General features: G+C 40.8%; 14 protein-coding genes. 2 read left to right on the forward strand and 12 right to left on the reverse strand.

What is annotated here, in order from left to right:
• Window positions 1-27: 27 nt before the first annotated feature.
• Window positions 28-738, forward strand: a complete 711-nt coding sequence (locus B7E07_RS22775) for an ABC transporter permease (RefSeq protein WP_257391523.1) — start codon at window positions 28-30, stop codon at window positions 736-738.
• Window positions 738-1,643: an ABC transporter ATP-binding protein gene (locus B7E07_RS22780; RefSeq protein ID WP_080849019.1), complete on the forward strand. Its 906-nt coding sequence runs from the start codon at window positions 738-740 to the stop codon at window positions 1,641-1,643. Before B7E07_RS22775 ends, B7E07_RS22780 begins: the two co-directional genes overlap by 1 nt.
• Before the next feature lie 361 nt (window positions 1,644-2,004).
• Here the strand turns inward: B7E07_RS22780 and B7E07_RS22785 are convergent, their stop codons facing one another.
• From B7E07_RS22785 to B7E07_RS22840, 12 genes are all read right to left on the reverse strand, one after another.
• Window positions 2,005-3,708: an NAD-dependent malic enzyme gene (locus B7E07_RS22785; RefSeq protein WP_080849020.1), complete on the reverse strand. Its 1,704-nt coding sequence runs from the start codon at window positions 3,706-3,708 to the stop codon at window positions 2,005-2,007.
• Between the two features lie 163 nt (window positions 3,709-3,871).
• Window positions 3,872-5,215 (reverse strand): 2-hydroxycarboxylate transporter family protein, encoded by a 1,344-nt coding sequence (locus tag B7E07_RS22790; protein WP_080849021.1) that lies wholly within the window; start codon window positions 5,213-5,215, stop codon window positions 3,872-3,874.
• A 122-nt stretch (window positions 5,216-5,337) separates the two neighbouring features.
• Window positions 5,338-6,045 carry a response regulator gene (locus B7E07_RS22795; protein ID WP_080849022.1) on the reverse strand — a complete coding sequence of 236 codons (708 nt, stop codon included), beginning with the start codon at window positions 6,043-6,045 and terminating at the stop codon, window positions 5,338-5,340.
• Window positions 6,046-6,047: 2 nt separating this feature from the next.
• Window positions 6,048-7,643: a DcuS/MalK family sensor histidine kinase gene (gene dcuS, locus B7E07_RS22800; protein ID WP_080849023.1), complete on the reverse strand. Its 1,596-nt coding sequence runs from the start codon at window positions 7,641-7,643 to the stop codon at window positions 6,048-6,050.
• A gap of 295 nt (window positions 7,644-7,938) precedes the next feature.
• Window positions 7,939-8,331 carry a 30S ribosomal protein S9 gene (rpsI, locus tag B7E07_RS22805; protein ID WP_080849024.1) on the reverse strand — a complete coding sequence of 131 codons (393 nt, stop codon included), beginning with the start codon at window positions 8,329-8,331 and terminating at the stop codon, window positions 7,939-7,941.
• Between the two features lie 22 nt (window positions 8,332-8,353).
• Window positions 8,354-8,791, reverse strand: coding sequence for a 50S ribosomal protein L13 (gene rplM, locus B7E07_RS22810; protein ID WP_066441500.1), 438 nt, complete (start codon window positions 8,789-8,791; stop codon window positions 8,354-8,356).
• Between the two features lie 355 nt (window positions 8,792-9,146).
• On the reverse strand, window positions 9,147-9,911 hold the full coding sequence (truA, locus tag B7E07_RS22815) for a tRNA pseudouridine(38-40) synthase TruA (protein ID WP_080849025.1): 765 nt from the start codon (window positions 9,909-9,911) through the stop codon (window positions 9,147-9,149).
• Between the two features lie 15 nt (window positions 9,912-9,926).
• On the reverse strand, window positions 9,927-10,724 hold the full coding sequence (locus B7E07_RS22820) for an energy-coupling factor transporter transmembrane component T family protein (RefSeq protein WP_080849026.1): 798 nt from the start codon (window positions 10,722-10,724) through the stop codon (window positions 9,927-9,929).
• Window positions 10,721-11,590, reverse strand: a complete 870-nt coding sequence (locus tag B7E07_RS22825; RefSeq protein WP_080849027.1) for an energy-coupling factor ABC transporter ATP-binding protein — start codon at window positions 11,588-11,590, stop codon at window positions 10,721-10,723. Before B7E07_RS22825 ends, B7E07_RS22820 begins: the two co-directional genes overlap by 4 nt.
• Complete coding sequence (locus B7E07_RS22830; RefSeq protein ID WP_080849028.1) at window positions 11,566-12,402, reverse strand: energy-coupling factor ABC transporter ATP-binding protein; 837 nt, start codon at window positions 12,400-12,402, stop codon at window positions 11,566-11,568. The genes B7E07_RS22825 and B7E07_RS22830 overlap by 25 nt, the downstream gene beginning before the upstream one ends.
• Window positions 12,403-13,172: 770 nt before the next feature.
• Window positions 13,173-13,535: a 50S ribosomal protein L17 gene (rplQ, locus tag B7E07_RS22835; protein ID WP_066441511.1), complete on the reverse strand. Its 363-nt coding sequence runs from the start codon at window positions 13,533-13,535 to the stop codon at window positions 13,173-13,175.
• Between the two features lie 57 nt (window positions 13,536-13,592).
• Window positions 13,593-14,537 (reverse strand): DNA-directed RNA polymerase subunit alpha, encoded by a 945-nt coding sequence (locus B7E07_RS22840; protein WP_066441514.1) that lies wholly within the window; start codon window positions 14,535-14,537, stop codon window positions 13,593-13,595.
• Window positions 14,538-14,571 lie beyond the last annotated feature (34 nt).

Raw genomic sequence — 14,571 nt, forward strand, 5'->3', positions numbered from 1 at the left:
CTTATACTGAATATCAATTACACATTTATGAAGGGAGTATTAAAAATTATGTTTGTAATCAGCAAAAGGGAATTTTTCAGTTTATTTAAAAGTATAAAGTCCATTATAGTCATCGCAATTTTATTAGCAACTGCTTATTATTCATCGAAATTCTCAAATGTATTAACGAATGTCATAGACTTTACTGCAGATGAAATGAACTATGTTCATACAATTGGTCTGCTTTCATTATTGTTATTGTTTGGACAATTATTTGTATTAGGACTTTCACATGATTGCATTAATAGAGAAACACATGAACGCACAATGCGTTTTCTGGTGACAAGAACATCCCGGTCGTCTATTATGTTCGGAAAATTTTTGGGGATTGTTCTATTCTGGACAGTCTGTGTCACCATATCGTTTTTAATCATCAGCATTTTTGCCAAACAGTTCGACTTTTTTAGCTTTTTTCAAGTCATGAGCCTTTTAATCTACCAGATCTCATTGACGGTTCTGCTTTCTACAATCATACCTAAGCCAGGCATTACCATGTTCCTCGGCATTCTCCTTGGTATCGCCTATCCGATTTTTGGGATGTGGATTACGTTTACGTCAAATGAATGGGTAAGCTGGCTTAAGTTTGTCACTCCATTTTACTATTTAGAGCATGATAACTATTTATTCTTGATTATTAACATACTGGCGGCATTTCTGCTGTTTATCTCAGCTATCATTTTCAAAAGGAGGGAATTTTAATGACCGCGATTGAAACGGCTCAGTTAAGGAAGGCATATGGAGCACATCAAGTGGTGAAGGGAATTGATCTGGTTATAGAAAAGGGCGAAGTTTTTGGTTTTCTTGGCCGCAATGGTGCCGGAAAATCAACATTCATTAATATGCTGACAGGCATTATCCACCCGACATCCGGCACCTTTTCGCTGCTTGGTGTTCAGGGCTCTATTGAGAAAGTAAAGAAACGGGTTGGTGTAATGCCTGACTACTCTACTTTTTATGAATCTTTAACGGCATTTGATCATTTAAAGTTTCTGTCAGCACTTTCTGGAAAGCCTACTGGCAAACAACATTGTATGGCGGTCTTGCGGTCTGTCGGATTAGATGAGCATGCACATGTTAAAACCTCTAAATTTTCTTTTGGCATGAAAAAGAAGCTCGGTATTGCCCAGGCAATCATTCATGACCCGGAGCTCATTTTTCTCGATGAACCAACGTCTGGATTAGATGCAGAATCTGTTCTTCATATTCATAAGCTGATTCGTGATTTAAAAGAGCGCGGAAAGACCATTTTTATGACCTCCCACAATTTAGATGAGGTAGAAAAAGTGTGCACCCGAATTGCCATCATGAAAGAAGGCAAGGTTGGCAAAATTGGCACGATGGAGGAACTGCGGACTTTTTACCGTTCCACACTGACTGTAACGGTTAAGCATTCTCCTATGTCTAAAGGAGATCATCATACAATGATGGAATGGCTGCAAACAGTGGGCACTGATGTTTCTGCTGCTGATTCACAAGTCACACTTACCCTTGATCATGAGAAAAAAATTGCAGAAGTCATCCGTGCTTTTAATCAGAAAAAAATCGATGTGTACCGTGTCAGTGTTGATGAACCTTCGCTTGAGGAGATATTTTTAGAAGAGTAAAAGGTGACAAAATTTAAGAGGCTGGGACAAAACGAAATTAATCTTTCTAAAACACGAATATTCAATATCATGGTTTAGGTATATACAAATCCGTTCCATTGCGCTGCAGACCCTCGCTTTCCGCGGGGAGGAAGCTGAGCCTCCTCGGAGCAAGCTCCTGCGGGGTCTCACCTTTTCCTCTATTGCCCACAGGAGTCGAGGGCCCCCGCTCCATTTCACTCATGTTAATAAAATATATTTTATAATCATAAAAAACCGAATGGTTAGAAAGATGACTTCCTAACCATTCGGTTCTATGGGTGTGTTAAATACTTTTGTCCCAGCCTCTTGCTTTTTTCAGCGTTAAAGTGAAGTGAAATTATCAAATTCTCGTCCAAACTCCAACACTTCTGATTTCTTTATATTCTGGTTCCCATACTGCATCGTTTACAGCTTTAGCAGGATCTGTTATTTCTGCTCTTGCAATTCCCTCTTCCATTGCTGCTTTTGCTACTTGAACTGCCACATAAATCGATACTTCATGCAAATGCTCAATAGATGGAAGAAGAGATGCACCAGGCTGACTGCTGTCAGACATTTCGGCAACGGCATTTGAAGCGGCAACGAACATCCCTTTTGAAATAACTTCGGCTTTAGCCACTATCGCTCCAAGTCCCAGCCCGGGGAATACAAATGCATTGTTCGACTGACCAATCTCATAAGTGATTCCATTATGTTCGATATTATTAAACGGACTGCCAGTGGCAATAAGCGCTTTTCCATCTGTCCATTTAATCAGGTTTTCAGGTACAGCTTCTGCAAGAGAAGTCGGATTAGACATCGGCATGATGATCGGGCGTTCCACATGTTTTGCCATCTCTTTAATAATCTCTTCTGTAAACGCACCCGCTTGTCCAGAAGTACCAATTAAAATCGTAGGCTTTACTCTCTGCACAACTTCTTTTAATGTTATAAGTCCTTCCTCATTACGGTCCCAGCCTTCTACTTCTGCAGCTGATCTGACATAAGGCTTTTGGAAGTCAAAAACATCTGGTGTTTCATCTGTCAGTAAACCTCTGTAATCAATAGCCCAGAACTGTCCATATGCCTCTTCTTTTGTCAGTCCATCAAGAATCATAGCATCAGCGATTTGATCAGCATTTCCAATTCCGGCAGCTCCTGGTCCAAAGACCACAACGCGCTGATCCTTCATAGAAACTCCTGTGACTTTCAACGCTGACATAATTGCAGCAAGTGTAACTGCACCTGTCCCTTGGATGTCATCATTGAACGTAAGGATTTTATCACCATATTTATCTAATATTTTACGGGCATTTACATTCCCAAAATCCTCCCAGTGAAGAAGAACTTCCGGAAAATGAGATCTAGCAGACTCAATAAATGAATCAATAAATTCATCATATTGCTCGCCGCGAACACGAGGGATTTTATTCCCTACATAAAGAGGATCAGAAATTAGTTCCTGATTGTTTGTCCCCACATCCAGGACGACCGGAAGAACACGGCTAGGGTCAATACCAGCAGCTGCTGTATAAACAGCAAGCTTTCCGATAGCAATATTAATGCCTCCTACCCCTTGATCTCCAATGCCAAGAATACTTTCGGAGTCTGTAACAACGATTAAATCGATTCCATCTTTAGGCTGCCCAAGGTTTTGAAAGGCTTCTTCAATTCCTTTTGGATCATCGATAGAAAGGTATAAGCCCCCTGGGCGACGGTAAGTATGTGAGTAGGACTGGATTGCATCGCTGACCGTAGGTGTATAAATAATTGGCAGCATTTCTGCTAAGTGCTCTTTTAGCAGCCGATAGAATAAAACAACATTGCGGTTATATAAATCATATAGCAATCCGTTTTTAAACAAATTAGTCGTTCTCATTGAGTATTGCTCATAAGCTCTGCTTACTTGCTCCTCTAATGTAAGAACCTGTGCAGGCAGAAGTCCATTCAGACCCAGGTCTTCTCTTTCCTCTTTTGTAAATGCGATCCCTTTATTTAAATAAGGATTAGAGAGGATTTCTTTCCCTTTTAATGGTGTGATAATAATATCCTTAGAAGCACTCATGAAATTTCCTTCTTTCTTTATAATAAGGTTGTCTATTATCTTATTTTAACATGTTCATTACCTTTGAATTCTACTTATAGGTAATTAACTTATTTATATTATTTTCTAACTAAACAAAGCAGACAGTATGAATGCTGCCTGCTTTGCATTTGTCTTGTTAAAATTAGCTTACCAATTTCAAAAGCATAATCGCAAGGATTACAGTAGCTGCACCGCCAAGTCTTGTTGCAATTTGTGCGAAAGGCATTAATGACATACGGTTGGATGCCGAGAGAATCGCAACATCTCCAGTCCCTCCAAGTCCGCTATGACAGCCTGTTACAATTGCTGAATCAATTGGATGCATATTCATAAGCTTTCCAACAAAATAACCTGTTGCAACCATAGCAACAACGACTGCGACACACACAACGATGTATGAAGGAGTGACAATCTTTACAACATCTTCTAATGGAATGTACAAAAGACCCAGTCCAACCATTAATGGCCACGTTAAGCTTGAAGATACAAATTTATACATATGGTGTGCACCTTGTTCAATCTTTGCAGGAACAAGCTTGAAGCACTTAACCAATGCAGCTGCAACAATCATTAATACTGGACCAGGCATTCCCAGCACCATATGGCCAAGTCCGCCAACAATAAAGAACGTACAAGCAATTAAAAGACCTGCACCCATTAGTGGGAAATCAACTGGTTTATTAATGGTAGTGGATTCTGTAATGCCGTCTCCCCCTTTGGATTTAACCAAAGTACCATTTCCAGTTAAATGTGGTTTCTTTGTTCCTAAGCGGGAAAGAAGACCAGCACAAATGATGGCTGCAATATTCCCGATGACTGCCGCTGGAATTAACTGTCCAACAAATGTTTCTGCATCAGCACCTAAAACTTGCCCGTATCCAATGGAAAGCGGCAGAATACCTTCACCAATTCCTCCCCCGATAATCGGAACAACGATAAAGAATAATGTGTGCTTAGCGGAATACCCAAACAGCATGCCCACCAAAACTCCAGCCCCTACTGAAGCAAGCGTACCAAGAACGAGCGGTACAAACATTTTTGAGAAACCTTGAAGAAGCACTTTGCGGTTCATGCCAAGAATACTTCCTGCTACAAGGATTGAGATATAAAGATATAAAAAGTTCGATGATTTCATTAATTGAGTTACTGCTGTCATACCTGTTTCATTAATTAGATTAAAATACGCTAATATGGATGGTACGAGCAAAGCCATAATTGCAGGTCCGCCAATATCCTTTAAAACAGGGATTTTCATCCCAATTTCCCCCAGAAGAATCCCCATTGTGATAATGATGGCGAAGCCGCCAATCATATCTGTAGGCAATACTTCATAAACTGTTGCAAGATAAACAACTGTAGCGATACATAGATAAAGCGGTAATGGAATAACCCCGATATTTATATGAAGTAAATTAAATTTACTTTTTGCACCAGAACCTCCAGGAATAGGAGTAAGCGATTCCAATTTCTTAGCTGTTTGTGCCATACATAAATCCCCCTTTGATTTGTTACTGGTTCATCATAGTATTTAGTAAACCGTTTTCATAGTTTATGAAAGTTTATCCCTTCTTTTTGTAAATAAAAAAAGTAAGCAGGATAATTCACTGCTTACAAAAAATTTTTTATTAGATGTTCTTTAAAGCGATTATATTCGTGCTGGTAAACGGGCCTGCCAACCGTTCCATAGATGACTTTTACATCCAATATACCAATTTCCTTTAAGAAATTAAGATATTTTCTGGCAGATACTCTTGATATGCCAACATTTTCGGCAACCTCATCTGTTGAAAAAGCTGTTCTTTTTAATTCTTGTACAGATTCCCATACCTGTTTTAGTGTATCTTTTGTTAAGCCCTTTGGAAGTTCTTCCGCTATGGCCGTTTCTTCCCTGTTTAAAAGATAATGATCAAGCTCCTGCTGACTAAATTCTTTTTGCTTATAAGCCAGCATTGCTTTTTGCTGGTAACTTGTTAGTGCAGCATTGAATCTTTCAAACTCAAACGGTTTGATTAAATAGTCTGCCACTCCATATCGCAATGCTTTTTGAATTCGTCCCAAGTCAGATGCAGCTGAGATAATAATGACATCTATTTCAAGCTCGTTTTTCCTAAGGTACGTTAATAGTTCAAGTCCAACCTTACCTGGCATAAAAAGATCTAAAAGAATCAGCTGAATGTCATTACTCTTCAGCAAACGGATCGCTTCATCAACTGAGCCCGCAGTTGCAGTTAAACGAAAACCCTCAATCTTTGAAAGATATTGCTTATTAATTTCCGCTACCATCGGGTCATCTTCAACAATCATCACTTGAATCATTTTTATTCCCCTTCTTCCTTGTACGGTATATACACAGCAAAATTCGTGCCCTTGCCAATTTTTGAGGAAACAATTAAATCTCCTTCCAGCCTCTCAATGGCCTGCTGCAGAAGATAGAGCCCGAACCCGCGATTTTCGCCTTTTGTCGAGAATCCCTTTTCCAGTATTTGATCTTGCATTGACTGTTCTATGCCCTTCCCTGTGTCTTTTACTTCTACTGTTAAAATTTCTTCGGCGTAGTCCAGCAGCAGCTCGACTTTTTTATTAGGACAGTCTGCAACGGCCTCTAATGCATTATCGATTAAATTCCCTATAATAGTAATGAGTTCATTCGTTGCTTTCGATTGCTCCGGCTTCGGAATTTTATTTGGGCATTCAATTGATAGGGAAGCTCCTGATTCTCTTGCAAAGCTAAGCTTTCCAATTAGAAACCCCGCAAGTACAGGATCAAGTACCATTTTCGTAACAAAACCTACTTCCGTTTCGCGGTGACTGACTGTCTCACTCACATAGCTAGCAAGTGTCTCATATTGCTCTGTACGAACCAATCCCAGAATAACATGAAGTTTATTCATAAATTCATGCGCCTGTGCACGGAGAGCATCAGCATAATTACGGACACCTGTGAGTTGTTCAGCAAGAAGCTGAACCTCTGTTTTATCTCGAAATGTAGCGATTGCTCCCACCGCCTGGTTTTCAACAACTACTGGAACTCTGTTAACGAGAATGGTGACTCCATTTAACTTTTGCTCTTGATCCAGCTCCGTCTGCCCGGATTTAATAATGCGCGTTAACCTAGTCTCTGGCAGATAATTTTCAATGCTCTGTCCCATAGGGTCTCCTTCAATGCCCGCTTTTTTAAAAAGCTTCGAGGCTGCTCGATTCACTAAAGTAATTTTCCCTTCCTGATCAATTGCGATGATTCCTTCCCGTACAGATTGCAGCATGGAGCTCCTCTCTTCTAGCAGCTTTGCAATCACAGATGGTTCAAGTCCTAAAAGGATTTTTTTAATATACTTAGCAAGCCCTACTGCACCGAGGATACCAATCAGGATGCCAATTAATGTACCGATCACCATAACCATTTGACCTTTATGTACAGCCTTCGTAACGGTATCTAATGAAATCCCCACTGCTGCTGCTCCAATTTGAATGCCCTGTGCATTTTTAATAGGCGTAAACGCCCTTAATGATGGACCGAGCGAGCCTTTTGCGGTCGATACATACTCTTTCCCTTGGAGAACTGGCCCTTCATCTCCTCCTCTAAAATGCTTGCCAATTTCATTAGGATCCGGATGTGAAAGACGAATTCCTTCCATATTTATTACCACAACAAAGTTAACCTCGGTCAGTTCTCTTATTTCATTGGTAAATGGCTGAACACTTTCCTGATTCGTTTGTTCATCAAGCGCACTAATGACTTGCGGACTGATTGCCACCATCCTGGCTACATTTAGCGCTTTGTCTTTCTGTGTATCTTCAACACTGGAGGTAATCCCTCTGCTTATGAGCAAATCCGTTATTCCAAGTGACAGCGCCACAACAATACAAACAAATAGAATAATGGCCGCTTGTAAACTAATCTTTGGCTTTTTCATGTCAACCTCCAGGCAAGTATTATTTATATTATGGATATAATGGCAAATTTAATGAGAAGAGGCTGCTCAGCTTATTGGGCTTTAAGCAGTCTCTGCATATGAACATTTACTTCAAACTAAACGCAAAATGAAACCATGCTGACTTTTATTATAATATTTGCAGTAAAAGGGAAGCTTTTTGTAATTAAAAAAAGCTGAAGCTAACTACATACTGGCTTAATCTCCCGCCGCATAAATCTCTTATAATAAAAAAAGACCCCCAACCATATGGTTGAGAGCCTTCTGAAACGTAAAATTAACGTTTTGAGAACTGAGGTGCACGACGAGCGCCTTTAAGACCGTATTTTTTACGTTCTTTCATACGAGCGTCACGAGTTAATAGTCCAGCACTCTTAAGTGTAGGACGGAATTCTGGATCAGCTTGAAGCAATGCACGAGAGATCCCGTGACGGATTGCGCCTGCTTGACCAGTGTATCCACCACCATTAACATTTACATGAATGTCATAGCTGCTTACTGTTTCAGTAGCAACAAGTGGCTGCTTTACAACTTCACGAAGAGCTGCAAATGGGATGTAGTCAGTGATTTCACGACCATTGATGATGATGTTTCCGTCGCCTGGAACTAAACGAACACGTGCAACGGAGCTTTTACGACGACCAGTACCAATATATTGAACCTGTGCCAAGATAATAACCTCCCTTTAAAAATTATCCACGAAGTTCGTAAACTTCAGGTTGTTGAGCTTGGTGCGGATGCTCGCTACCAGCATATACATTTAACTTCTTGAAAATTTGACGGCCAAGAGAGTTCTTTGGAAGCATGCCTTTGATTGCAAGCTCTAACATTCTCTCAGGATAGTTCGTACGCATTTCAAGAGCAGTTCTAGACTTTAATCCGCCTGGGTGCATGCTGTGACGGTAGTAAATCTTGTCAGTTAGCTTTTTACCAGTTAAGTGGATTTTTGAAGCATTGATAATAATTACATGATCACCTGTGTCAACATGCGGTGTAAAAGTTGGTTTATGTTTACCACGTAGGATTGATGCAACTTCACTAGAAAGACGACCTAAAGTTTGTCCTTCAGCATCAATCACGTACCATTTACGTTCGATATTATTTGAATTCGCCATAAACGTTGTACGCATCGATATTCCCTCCTAATAATTCCATAATTCATTCGTTTTTTGGTTTCATATATCACACAATAAGTTCCGGGGCTTATCGTGGGTTTAATAACAATACCATATGCTATAATATAACTTTGGGAGAACAATGTCAAGAAAATGTTACACCTGGATTAGTTGTTTTAGAAAAAAATTTAAAATACATATATATATATGATTTCCACAGCAGGACACTCGCTTTCCGCGGGGCGGGCGCTAAGCCTCCTCGTCGCTGTGCTCCTGTGGGGTCTCAGATTCCCACTCCTCCCGCAGGAGTCTCGTATCCTTCCGTTCCAATCAGCAAGTATAGCTATATCGATTTAAATATTTTTGTAAATTAATCCAACTTACATTTTCCATCATTCTCATAAAAAACTTTCCATAAATACAATCCTTGCGGAGGCGCTGTTTTCCCTGCTTTGGTGCGGTCTTTTGCCTCAAGAATTACCGGTATTTCATCTGCCGGCAGCTGTCCATTCCCAACCGCCAGCAGGGTGCCTGCTAAGATTCTGACCATATTATATAAAAAGCCATTTCCTCTAAAACTGAAAATCAGCAAATCTCCGTCTTCCTTGACATCTATTGAAGTAATTCTGCGCACTTTATCTTCCACTTCTGTTTTTGCAGAACAAAAGCTTGTAAAATCAAATTCACCAATTAGATAAGGTATCGCCATCCTGATTGCTGAAATGTCCAGCTGGTATGGATACAAAGAAGCATAGTTGCGCTGAAACGGATCCCTCTGTGCCCTTCTCTGGACAAAATAACGGTACTCCTTTCCGCTTGTATCAAAACGGGCATGAAAGGCATTAGACGTCCATTCTGCGTGTGTGACGGCAACATCAGACGGCAGCAGAGCATTGAGTGCAACCGTCCATCTATCTTCCGGGATTTCCAGCGGAGTATCAAAGTGGATGACCTGCCCTTTTGCATGTACTCCTGCATCGGTACGGCCGGATGCTGTAATTTTCACTTCAGCACCTTTATGAAGCTTAGTCAATGCCTCCTCGATCACTCGCTGGACTGTACGCTTCCCTGGCTGCACCTGGTAGCCGGCAAAACTGGTACCATCATATGAAACTGTACATTTCATTCTTTTCATGACTATCAAGCTCCATTATGTTCTCAGCAGGATTAGAATGACTGTTAGAGCTGCCAGCAGAAGCAGCATCATCGTATCCGTCATTCTCCAGCTTAGCTGTCTATATTTTGTTCTTCCTTCACCGCCGCGATAGCCTCTTGCCTCCATGGCAGTAGCAAGCTCCTCCGCTCTCTTAAAAGAGCTGACGAACAAGGGAATCAATAGAGGAATCACTGCTTTTACTCTCTCCTTGATTGGACCGCCAGAAAAATCAACACCACGTGCGGTTTGTGCTTTCATGATTTTATCGGTCTCTCCCATAAGGGTTGGAATAAACCGCAGAGAAATCGACATCATTAAGGCCAGCTCATGAACCGGGAACTTCACCTTTTTAAGAGGACCTAATAGTGTTTCAAGGCCGTCCGTTATTTCAATTGGCGTAGTGGTTAACGTTAAGATTGAAGTCATTAGGATTAATAGAAAGAAACGCAATGAGATAAAAATCCCTTGTCTAAGTCCCTCTTGATAAATGGTAATCGGTCCAAGCTCAAAAATGATGGCGCCTTCCCGTGTTAAAAACAAATGCAGAATCAGGGTGAAAATAACAAGCAGAAAGACCGGCTTTAATCCTGCTAAAATAAATCGCACTGGCACTTTTGATAACAGGATCATAGCAAATGTATAGATAATGAGTGCAGCATACGTATAAACATTATTAGCAATAAAGACAACACAGACAAACAAAAAAATGAGAATCAGCTTTGAGCGGGGATCCATTCGATGAATAATCGATTCTGCTGGAACATAGCGCCCAAAAATCATTTTTTCCATCATAGAGAATCTCCTCCCTTTAAAAGCTTCATGGCTTCTTCAGCGAGATCTTCCATAGATAAGCACGTCTTCGCAAACTTTCTTCCAAATGCAGATTCCATTTTATGCTGCAGCTTCACAACCTCAGGAACATCGAGTCCCAGTTCCAGCAGCCTTTCAGGATTTGAGAAAATTTCTGAAGGTGTTCCCTTCCTCTCGACCTTGCCATTATGCATAATGACAATTTGATCGGCGTAACGGGAAGCATCCTCCATACTATGTGTGACAAGCACAGTAGAAAGGTTTCTTTCCTGGTGAAGGGAGGCAAACATATTCATAATCTCCTGCCTTCCTCTTGGATCAAGACCCGCTGTCGGCTCATCAAGCACAATGACAGCCGGCTCCATTGCCAGTACACCAGCAATCGCAACACGCCGCATTTGCCCGCCTGAGAGCTCAAATGGCGATTTTGTTAGGATACCTTCAGACAGTCCTACCTGCTGAATTGCACGGCGAGCTCGCGCCTTTGCTTCTTCTTCGGAAACACCAAAGTTCATGGGACCAAAGCAAATATCTTTTTCAACGGTTTCTTCAAATAGCTGATGCTCTGGAAATTGAAAAACAATACCTACCCTTTGACGCACTTGCTTCAAGTTTTTTTGTTTTTTATTTTGTGTGATGACGGTATCACCAATTTTCACAGTACCTTTAGTTGGCTTAATTAGTGCATTTAAGTGCTGCAATACGGTCGATTTCCCTGACCCTGTATGACCAATGAGTGCTAAAAATGTACCTGCCGGCAAATCAATTGATACATCTTCAATCGCAAGCCGTTCAAACGGCGTATTTGCCTGATAACGGTATTCTACATTTTGGAGTGTGATGTCCATAACTCATTCACCAACTCCTCTTCTGTTAAATGATACTTCGTCAATGGAATTCCTTTTTTCTTAAACATTTTGCTCATCTTAACTGGAAAAGGAATATCAAGCCCCAGCTGCACAAGCTCTTCGTCCAGTTGAAAGATTTCATCGGGTGTGCCTTCTCTATAAAGCTGTCCTTTATTCATGACAATAATTCGATCTGCTTTGGCAGCTTCTTCTAGATCATGCGTAATTGATATAACAGTCATGTGATGATCCTGCTTTAGTTCTCTTACTGTATCCAGGACTTCCTCCCTGCCGCGGGGGTCGAGCATAGAGGTTGCTTCATCCAAGATGATCAAATCTGGTCTTAGCGCTATAACCCCAGCTAACGCTACACGCTGCTTCTGTCCTCCTGATAAATGGTGCGGCTCTTGATCAAGAAATTGGTCCATTTTAACCTTTTCGAGTGATTGTAAAACTCGATCCACCATCTCTTCTCGTGCCACTCCGTGATTTTCTAAACCAAAAGCCACATCATCCTGCACAGTTGTTCCAACAAACTGATTATCGGGATTTTGAAAAACCATACCGATTTTTTTGCGGACTTCCCAAACGGTATCCTCTGAAAGCAGCAAGCCATCCACAGAAATCGTTCCCTCCTGTGCATATTGCAGCCCATTTAAAAGCTTTGCTAATGTTGATTTGCCAGAACCATTATGGCCAACAATCGCAAGCCATTCTCCTTCATATATAGAAAAGGATACTCCTTTTAAGGCATAATCCGCCTCTTCATCGTATTGAAAAGAAATATCCTGTAAACGGACAAGTTCATTCATCCAAATACGCTCCTCTCAGCCTTTCTAATCTCTTCTATTCTCCGCTATCCTTGTTTGCATGACAAGTTTTCATATGAGCAAGCCATGCTAAAAATAAAAATATATAATGGCAGTAAAACAAATATATCATGGTGTACAAACAGCTATTTTTTAAAAACAAAAAACCCGCCAACTTGGCGAGCTTGAATAGTAAGACTATAGCATATTTAGGCTTGTACTTCACATAGTAAAACGATCTACATGAATTTCTAAGCGTGTAGAATCATGCTGCCTCCCTATTTAAAGCTCATGATGCAGCTGCATTAAATCCTGTAAAATTCAATATATGATGACATTAGTCTATTAAACATTAACTAGGTCACATGCGATCCTATAGCACCTAATTAATTTAATTAAAATAAAGCCTGCATCTCTTCCAAAACAGGCCATCCTGTTTGTCCGCTAAAGCTATGAGGAAGAGATGCAACGAGCTAGACGAGTCGCGAAGGAAAGGGATAAACCAGTCAGTAAAAATTGTCTGGTTAAAGTACTATTTAAAAAGTACTCCTTCTTTCTTTACTTTTTACATTAGTGTACATAGTAAACTAAATACACGCTCATCATAACACTCAGATTGGCTTATTACTGGACTTAGTAATTAAAGGAAGCAAGTCCATTTACAAAAAGGGGGCAAAGAACAAGTTTGTACTTAAACTGTCCAGCGCCCCACTTGTTGTTGTGCGTCGAACAGGACAGTCAGCAGACTGATCTGTTCATTCGCTAAGGTTTTATTATACTAACTCGATAATTACCATTGGAGCACCGTCACCGCGGCGAGGTCCAAGTTTCATAATACGAGTGTATCCGCCTTGACGCTCTTCGTAACGAGAAGCAACATCGCTGAATAATTTTTGAACAGCATCTTGGTTCTCTTCAGCATTTGCAACTTCATTACGGATAAAAGCAGCAGCTTGACGACGTGCGTGAAGGTCACCACGTTTACCAAGAGTGATCATTTTTTCAACAACTGAACGAAGTTCTTTTGCACGAGCTTCTGTTGTTTCAATACGCTCATTGATGATTAAGTCTGTTGCTAAGTCACGTAGCATCGCTTTACGCTGAGCACTAGTACGTCCTAACTTTCTGTATCCCATGAGAGTTTCCCTCCTTTGTTGAAGTCATTCCCCGAGCTTTATACACTTGCTTAATGATCAATCGTCTTTACGCAAGCCTAAACCAAGCTCTTCTAATTTATGTTTCACTTCTTCAAGTGATTTTCTTCCTAAGTTACGAACCTTCATCATATCTTCTTCAGTCTTGTTAGCCAATTCCTGAACAGTGTTGATGCCTGCGCGCTTTAGGCAGTTATAAGAACGAACAGAAAGATCAAGTTCTTCAATAGTCATTTCAAGTACTTTTTCTTTTTGGTCTTCTTCTTTTTCAACCATGATTTCAGCATTTTGTGCTTCATCAGTTAAACCGACAAAGATATTTAAATGCTCAGTTAAGATCTTCGCTCCAAGTGCAACCGCATCTTGAGGACCTGTACTTCCGTCAGTCCAAACATCGAATGTTAACTTATCATAGTTAGTCATTTGCCCTACACGTGTATTCTCTACTTGATAGGAGACACGAGCAACTGGTGTATAGATCGAATCAATCGGAATCACACCGATCGGCTGATCTTCGCGTTTGTTTTGGACAGCAGGCGTATAGCCTCTTCCGCGTTTTGCAGTCAAGCGCATGTGTAAGTGACCGTTTGAGCCAAGTGTAGCGATATGAAGATCTGGATTAAGAATCTCTACATCACTGTCATGCGTGACATCCGCTGCTGTAACAACACCTTCGCCTTGCACATCAATTTCAAGTGTTTTCTCTTCATCGGAGTAGATTTTCAGTGCTAGCTTCTTAATGTTTAAAATGATAGATGTTACATCTTCTACGACGCCTTCAATTGTTGAGAACTCATGAAGTACCCCATCAATTTGGATCGATGTGACAGCGGCACCTGGGAGTGAGGATAAAAGGATACGACGTAAGGAGTTACCCAGAGTTGTACCATATCCACGCTCTAGTGGCTCTACGACGAATTTCCCGTACTTAGCATCATCGCTGATCTCAACCGTTTCGATTTTTGGTTTTTCTATTTCGATCATCAAAATATACCCTCCTTCAAAACGTCGAAACCCC

The sequence above is a fragment of the Cytobacillus gottheilii genome (genome assembly GCF_900166665.1).
GTDB lineage: Bacteria > Bacillota > Bacilli > Bacillales > Cytobacillaceae > Cytobacillus > Cytobacillus gottheilii_A.

Coding starts and splice junctions, on each gene's coding strand:
- B7E07_RS22775 (WP_257391523.1), top strand. CDS start 28: ATGAAGGGAGTATTAAAAATTATGTTTGTAATCAGCAAAAGGGAATTT.
- B7E07_RS22780 (WP_080849019.1), top strand. CDS start 738: ATGACCGCGATTGAAACGGCTCAGTTAAGGAAGGCATATGGAGCACAT.
- B7E07_RS22785 (WP_080849020.1), bottom strand. CDS start 3,708: ATGAGTGCTTCTAAGGATATTATTATCACACCATTAAAAGGGAAAGAA.
- B7E07_RS22790 (WP_080849021.1), bottom strand. CDS start 5,215: ATGGCACAAACAGCTAAGAAATTGGAATCGCTTACTCCTATTCCTGGA.
- B7E07_RS22795 (WP_080849022.1), bottom strand. CDS start 6,045: ATGATTCAAGTGATGATTGTTGAAGATGACCCGATGGTAGCGGAAATT.
- dcuS (WP_080849023.1), bottom strand. CDS start 7,643: ATGAAAAAGCCAAAGATTAGTTTACAAGCGGCCATTATTCTATTTGTT.
- rplM (WP_066441500.1), bottom strand. CDS start 8,791: ATGCGTACAACGTTTATGGCGAATTCAAATAATATCGAACGTAAATGG.
- truA (WP_080849025.1), bottom strand. CDS start 9,911: ATGAAAAGAATGAAATGTACAGTTTCATATGATGGTACCAGTTTTGCC.
- B7E07_RS22820 (WP_080849026.1), bottom strand. CDS start 10,724: ATGATGGAAAAAATGATTTTTGGGCGCTATGTTCCAGCAGAATCGATT.
- B7E07_RS22825 (WP_080849027.1), bottom strand. CDS start 11,590: ATGGACATCACACTCCAAAATGTAGAATACCGTTATCAGGCAAATACG.
- B7E07_RS22830 (WP_080849028.1), bottom strand. CDS start 12,402: ATGAATGAACTTGTCCGTTTACAGGATATTTCTTTTCAATACGATGAA.
- rplQ (WP_066441511.1), bottom strand. CDS start 13,535: ATGGGATACAGAAAGTTAGGACGTACTAGTGCTCAGCGTAAAGCGATG.
- B7E07_RS22840 (WP_066441514.1), bottom strand. CDS start 14,537: ATGATCGAAATAGAAAAACCAAAAATCGAAACGGTTGAGATCAGCGAT.